The 6,583-nt window shown below is 63.5% G+C and carries 6 protein-coding genes and 1 pseudogene; 2 read left to right on the top strand and 5 right to left on the bottom strand.

The features are described 5' to 3' along the window. The 3 genes from cbbX to P3W97_RS09050 form a co-directional block, all read right to left on the bottom strand. Positions 1–929: CbbX protein (cbbX, locus tag P3W97_RS09060; protein WP_300845995.1), on the bottom strand; the 929-nt coding region annotated here is incomplete at its 3' end. Positions 930–955: 26 nt separating this feature from the next. After that, a complete protein-coding gene (locus tag P3W97_RS09055; RefSeq protein ID WP_300845993.1) occupies positions 956–1,396 on the bottom strand; it encodes a ribulose bisphosphate carboxylase small subunit in 441 nt (146 codons plus the stop codon). Positions 1,397–1,433: 37 nt separating this feature from the next. After that, positions 1,434–2,912: a form I ribulose bisphosphate carboxylase large subunit gene (locus tag P3W97_RS09050; protein ID WP_300845991.1), complete on the bottom strand. Its 1,479-nt coding sequence runs from the start codon at positions 2,910–2,912 to the stop codon at positions 1,434–1,436. 148 nt (positions 2,913–3,060) lie between these two features. Between P3W97_RS09050 and P3W97_RS09045 the strand changes: the two genes are divergently transcribed. Then, positions 3,061–3,972 (top strand): LysR family transcriptional regulator, encoded by a 912-nt coding sequence (locus P3W97_RS09045; RefSeq protein WP_300845989.1) that lies wholly within the window; start codon positions 3,061–3,063, stop codon positions 3,970–3,972. A gap of 52 nt (positions 3,973–4,024) precedes the next feature. Here the strand turns inward: P3W97_RS09045 and P3W97_RS09040 are convergent, their stop codons facing one another. Beyond that, positions 4,025–5,323, bottom strand: a complete 1,299-nt coding sequence (locus P3W97_RS09040; RefSeq protein ID WP_300845987.1) for a hemolysin family protein — start codon at positions 5,321–5,323, stop codon at positions 4,025–4,027. Positions 5,324–5,332: 9 nt separating this feature from the next. Here P3W97_RS09040 and P3W97_RS09035 point away from each other — a divergent pair, with 9 nt between their 5' ends. Beyond that, positions 5,333–6,184, top strand: coding sequence for a symmetrical bis(5'-nucleosyl)-tetraphosphatase (locus tag P3W97_RS09035; RefSeq protein ID WP_300845985.1), 852 nt, complete (start codon positions 5,333–5,335; stop codon positions 6,182–6,184). Here P3W97_RS09035 and P3W97_RS09030 read toward each other — a convergent pair. Then, a pseudogene (locus tag P3W97_RS09030) lies at positions 6,135–6,583 on the bottom strand (hypothetical protein); the annotation flags it as partial. The gene P3W97_RS09035 and the pseudogene P3W97_RS09030 sit on opposite strands and share 50 nt — an antisense overlap.

Raw genomic sequence — 6,583 nt, 5'->3', positions numbered from 1 at the left:
GACGCTTCGATCGTCACCAAAGCCTGAGCGTCGAGCGGTCGATCGCGATCGGCAAACAGGCGCGACGCTTGCCGCAAGCGAGCGCGGTCGAGCGCGTTGCGAATCGAGCGCGCATTGGCAAAATGCGGCTGACGCATCCGTAGCACAATATACTCGTCCAGCGCCTGTCGCGCCTCTGGCGTCAGCGTGTAATGCCAACCGGCAAGCATTTTGTCGGCGATTAGACCCAGCTCCTCGGCGCTGTAATCGGGAAAATCGATGTGGTGTGCAATCCGACTGGACATGCCAGGATTGGATTTGAAGAAGGTATCCATCCGGTCTTTGTAGCCAGCCAGGATCACGACCAAATCATCGCGTTGGTTTTCCATGACCTGAAGTAAGATTTCGATGGCTTCAGCGCCATAGTCACGCTCGTTTTCAGGCTTGTAGAGATAATAGGCCTCGTCGATGAACAACACCCCACCCATCGCCTTTTTGAGTACTTCGCGGGTTTTGGGCGCCGTGTGACCAATATACTGGCCCACCAGGTCGTCGCGCGTCACCGCGACCAGGTGCCCCTTGCGGACATAGCCGAGCCGGTGCAAGATCTCTGCCATGCGCATGGCCACCGTAGTCTTGCCCGTGCCGGGATTGCCGGTAAAGCACATGTGCAAACTGGGCGGCTGCGCCTGCAATCCGACATTGCGGCGCAACCGGTCGATCACCAGCAGGGCCGCAATGTCGCGAATGCGCGCTTTGACAGGCGCGAGACCGACCAAATCGTGCTCCAGCTCGGCGAGCACCGCTTCCACCTGGGTCTGAGCGAGCACCTGCCCCACCGAGCGCGCCTCGGCCAGCGGGTCAGCCAAGGCACCCTCGGCCTGACCAGCCTCGCGCGGCGCTTCGGCAGCGCGCATTTGTCCAGGGATAAAGTAGCTTGGCTGACTCATCGCAGACTCACCGTCGTCTCAGAGACTCAAGCCCCATAGCGCTCGCCTTCAGGGCGGTCGGTCGCATAACTGGAAATGCGATAGCGCATCGTGCGTCCTTGTGTTTCGGTGCGAGCGATGCCGAAGCCCGGCTCATTCTTGGGCCGATTGACGATGAAGCTCATCGCAATCGATTCAACGCCGCGCGTCGAGTCGAAGGCCATCAACCGGATGTAGTGATTGGGGAAGGTTTTGCGGCATTCGTTCATCTCCATCAAAACGCCTGCTGCGTCCTGGAGATCGAACATCGGCATGCCCCACATTTCCCAGTAGGTGTTGCGCGGATGTGGATCATCGGTGTACTCGACGCTCCAGGCGTAGCCCTTGCGAAGTCCGTACTCGATCTGAGCGCGGATCTCGTCATCGGTGAGATCGGGCAGGAAGCTGAACTGGCCTTGGGTCAGGCGGCCGGTGGGATTGGTCATCATGATGGAATTCTCCTGAAATCGCTACGTTCGCGGTGGCTCAGTGGGTCGTGCCCGGTGTGACGGCGAAATCGCTGGTGTCCGTCGACGTGTAGTTGAAGGTGACCTCACCCCAGGTGTCGAGCGCAGCCTTCAGCGGTGCACAGGTTTGGGCCGCCTTGCGCAGGATCTCTGGGCCTTCGTTTTTGATGTCTTTGCCTTCGTTGCGCGCCTTGACCATCGCTTCGAGCGCAACCCGGTTGGCCGTCGCTCCGGCCTGGATACCCATCGGGTGGCCGATCGTGCCACCGCCAAATTGCAGCACCACATCGTCACCAAACAGATCGAGCAGCTGGTGCATCTGACCGGCGTGGATGCCGCCGGAAGCAACGGGCATCACCTTCTTCAGGTCGCACCAATCCTGGTCGAAGAACAGGCCACGGGCCAGGTCCTGCTTGGTGTAGCTGTCGCGGCAAACGTTGTAGTAGCCCTGCACCGTCAGCGGGTCGCCTTCGAGCTTGCCCACCGCGGTGCCGGCGTGCAGGTGATCGACGCCCGCCAGCCGCAACCATTTGGCAATCACGCGGAAGCTCACGCCATGTGTCTTTTGCCGGGTGTATGTGCCGTGACCGGCGCGGTGCATGTGCAGAATCATGTCGTTGCGGCGGCACCACTCGCTCAGGCTTTGGATGCAGGGCCAGCCCACGATCAGGTCGACCATGATGATGACGCTGCCGAGCTCCTTGGCGAATTCGGCCCGCTCGTAGATCGCCTCCATCGTGCCAGCGGTGACATTCAGATAGCTGCCCTTGACCTCGCCCGTGGCTGCGCTGGCCTTGTTGACGGCATCCATCACATACAGGTAGCGGTCGCGCCAATGCATGAAAGGCTGCGAGTTGATGTTCTCGTCATCCTTCATGAAGTCCAGACCACCCTTGAGGCCCTCGTAAATCACGCGGCCGTAGTTGCGGCCCGACAGACCGAGCTTGGGCTTGGTGGTCGCACCCAGCAGCGGCCGGCCGAACTTGTCGAGACGTTCGCGCTCCACGACCAAGCCTGTCGGCGGGCCCTTGAAGGTTTTGACGTAGACCACCGGAATCTTGATATCCTCCAGGCGCGCCGCCTTGAGCGGCTTGAACGAGAACACATTGCCGATCAGGCTTGCGGTCATGTTCGCGATGGAGCCCTCTTCGAAGAGAATGATGTCATAGGCGACCCAGGCGAAATATTCACCCGGGCGACCCGGCACCGGCTCGACCTTGAAGCACTTGGCACGGTAGTTCTCGCATGCCGTCAATCGGTCCGTCCAAACCACGGTCCAGGTGGCCGTGGAGGACTCACCAGCCACGGCGGCAGCCGCTTCCACCGGATCGACGCCATCTTGCGGCGTGATGCGAAACAGGCAGATCGTGTCGGTATCCTTGGGCACATAGTCGGGTTGCCAGTAGCCCATCTGCCGGTACTTGAGGACGCCCGCGCTATAGCGCTTCTTGGCGTCGGTGATGACCGTGGAATCGGTCTTGATGCTGGTGTCATTCATCGGATGCGCTCCTCTTCGATCGTGGAGCGTTGCGCCTGCCAAGAATTCGGCTTTGGGTCGAGATACAGCGCAACGCAAAGGCATCGTAAATCGATACGTGGATAAGGTAAAATCACAAAAACTTTTTTGATCATCAGATAAACTGATCATGCACATCACGCTGCGTCAGCTGCGCATCTTTGACCGAGTGGCTCACTTTCGGTCGGTCTCGCGTGCAGCCGAGGCACTGCACCTGACGCAGCCGGCGGTGTCTATGCAGGTCAAGCAGCTGGAGAGCCAAGTCGGCATGGTGTTGATCGAGCAAATCGGCAAACGGCTCGAGCTCACCGAGGCAGGCGAAGAACTCTGGATGCACGCGCGACGCGTAGCCGCCGAGGTGGATGATCTGTGCGCCGCCATGCGCGCGCGTGCCGGGATGCAGCGCGGACGGGTGCGGCTGGCGGTCGTTGCCACAGCCAACTATTTCGTCCCTCAAGCGATCGCCGCCTTTCGGCGTCGCCATCCCGCCCTCACGGTCGAGCTGTCCGTGGGTAACCGCCAGAGCGTCTTTGCTCAGTTGAACGACCGGGCGGTGGATCTGGCCGTCGCTGGGCAACCCCCGGCGGACGCGGACGTCCATGCGGAGCCATTCCTCGACAATCCGCTCGTCATTGTCGCCGCACCCGAGCATCCCCTGGGTGGACGCAAGCGCGTGTCGGTGGCGGAACTCGCCCTCGAGCCCTTCGTTCTGCGCGAACCTGGCAGCGGCACGCGCGAAGCTTTCATTCGACACCTCGCCAAGGAATCGATCGAGCCGCGCATCGCTGCGGAGTTGCCGACCGTCGAAGCGGTCAAGCAAGCGGTGCAGGCGGGTCTCGGGCTGGGCGTGGTATCGGCGCAATCGGTAGAACTGGAATTGAGCGCCGCACGGCTGGTCACGGTGCCGGTGGTGGGCTTTCCGCTCATGCGCCAGTGGTATGTGATCGAGCGCCAAGGACACAACCTGTCGCGCGCCGCGCAAGCGTTTCGCGACGCACTGATCGAGACCTTCCGCGCGCCGCAACACGGTGTGCAGACCTGAGAGCGCGCTGGCGGCTGGACGGTCAGGACACCGGGGCAAAATCGCCGCTCGGTCACGGCGCTGTCGGCGCCCTCAGCGGCTGGATCAGCACCTCGCCGATGCGCCGGCCCTCGGTGGCGCGCACTTCGAACACCCAGCCGCCAATTTCGACCCGTTCTCCTGGCGTCAGCAAGCGCCCCGCCACCATCAGCATCAGCCCCGCTACGGTGTGGTAGCGGTCCTTGTCCTCGTCGGGCAAAGCGTCGATATCGAGCCGGGCCTTGAGTTCATGCACCGGCATGCTGCCATCGACCCTCCAGCTCCCGTCGGGCAGTGGGGTAGCCCAGGCCTCTTGTGGCTCCTCCGCCGATAACTCACCCGTGATGGCCTCCAGCAGATCCAACGGCGTGAGCAGACCCTGCACCACGCCATACTCGTCCACCACGAACACCAGGCGCATGGCGCGCGCGCGAAACTGCTCCAGCAGTTCCAGCCCGCTCAGGGTCTCAGGCACGAATGTCGCCGGCAACGCATCGCGTGCCCAGTCAGCCTCGCGCCCGCCGGCCTCGTCCAAGGCGATCAGGTGCGTCAGCGCAATGATGCCTTGCACATGGTCCAGCCCACCTCGGCACACCGGATACCAAGAATGCCCGCTCTGGCGGGCGTGGCGCAGCACCTCGGCCAACGGCTGGGCTGCTTCCAGCCAGTCGATGTCCGTGCTGGGCACCATCAAACTGCTCAGTTGCCGATCATCCAGCGACAACACATTGCGCACCATCCGATGTTGATGCTGCTCGATGATGCCGGCATCCACACCCTGCGCCAGGTGCGCCTCGATATCTGCCTCGGTCACATCTGCAGGCACCTCTGCCGGGATGCGCAATAGCCACAAAACCCCATTGGTGGACAGTGACAGCAGATCGACGAACGGCTTGGCGACTCTGGCCAGCACCAGCAGGGGCGGGGACATCCAGCACGCAATGCGCTCGGGTGCGCTCTGCCCAATGCGTTTGGCCACCAGTTCACCAAACACGATGGTGACGTAGGTGACGCCGACCACCACCACCGCCGTACTGAGCGCGCTGGCCAGACCCTCACTCATGCCCAGACTTTGCAGCGAGTGGCTCAGCCCAGATCCGAAGGCCCCCTCACCCACGATGCCGTTGAGCAAGGCAATCGTGGTGTTGCCCATCTGGATGGTGGAGAAAAACTGCGTTGGGTTGTCCTGCAAGCGCAGCACGGCTTGGGCACCACGGTGACCCGCTTCGGCCAAGGCCCGGATGCGCAAGCGGCGACTGGAGACGACGGCAATCTCCGTCATGGAGAAAACCCCGCTCAGGCCAGTCAGAAGCGCAATCAGCAAAGTATCCATAATCGAGGCATGGCACTGTACCTGATTGGTGACGTCCAAGGCTGCGACGGCCCGCTGCAGCGTTTGTTAGACGAAATCGCCTTTTCCCCCAGCCGGGACCGCCTGATCCTGCTGGGCGATGTGGTCAACCGCGGCCCGGCATCGCTGGCCGTGTTGCGTCGGCTGCGGGCGCTGGAGGGGGCGGCCGATGCCTTGTTGGGCAATCATGACCTGCATCTGTTGGCGGTGGCAGCCGGCGTGCGGCCACCGCACCGCAGCGACACGCTGGACGGCATCCTGAGCGCACCTGACCGCGAGGCCCTGCTCGACTGGCTGCGCCAGCGTCCGCTGGCCATGTCGGTACACGGCTGGCTGCTGGTGCACGCCGGCGTACTGCCGCAGTGGTCGGCAACGCAGGTGCTGTCGCTGGCCGCGGAGGTGCAAGTCCTGCTGCGTGGCCCCGATCTGGGGGACTGGCTACGCCAGATGTACGGCAACCAACCGGACCGCTGGCAGGACGATCTGCAGGGCCCCGCGCGCTGGCGCGTCATCGTCAATGCCTTGACGCGGCTGCGCTTTTGCACCGCCGACGGGGTGATGGAGTTTGCCACCAAAGACAGCTCCGCCAATGCTCCGGCTGGATACCTACCGTGGTTCGACGTGCCCGGGCGGCGCTGCGCGGATACGCCAATCGCGTTTGGCCATTGGTCCACCCTGGGTCCCCTGCAGCGAGCAGACGTGTTGGCGCTGGACACCGGCTGCATCTGGGGCGGTCGGCTCAGTGCTGCATGCCTGCCATATCCTCCCGTGACCGATGCACGCCAGGTCGAGATCATCCGGATACCGTGTCCTCAGGCTCAGACACCGGGGCGGGGGATGTGAGCGCTGGCAGCGGTGCACGCAACAGGGCTGGCACCTTGCGCTTGGGGCGGATATAGGCCGACAGGCCTTTCGGTACGGGGGCCTTGGCCGGTTGCTCCCATTCCGGTTGGACATCGGGTGGCAGGGACGGCTCGTACGGACGGTCGTACAACGGGTCTGCAGGTGCACGCTGCGCGGCCGCTGCGCGCACCGGGCGGGCCGCACGCGCCGCAGGCTCGGCGCGCGCAGGGGCGGCTGCGCCCTCGGCCTCGGGCCCCTGCCGCAGGCGCTGGCCGTCGTGGCGGTGCACGGATCGCCCACGCAGCCGGCGCTCGTCTTCGATGTCCAGCGGCTCGACCTCCACCTTGCGGCCGATCAGCTTTTCGATATCCGCCAGGCTGCGGGCATCACGGCCGCTGA

Source organism: Tepidimonas sp. (genome assembly GCF_029335975.1).
GTDB lineage: Bacteria > Pseudomonadota > Gammaproteobacteria > Burkholderiales > Burkholderiaceae_C > Tepidimonas.
The sequence above is the reverse complement of the archived record's forward strand: the minus strand, read 5'-3'. Positions and strand labels throughout refer to the sequence as shown.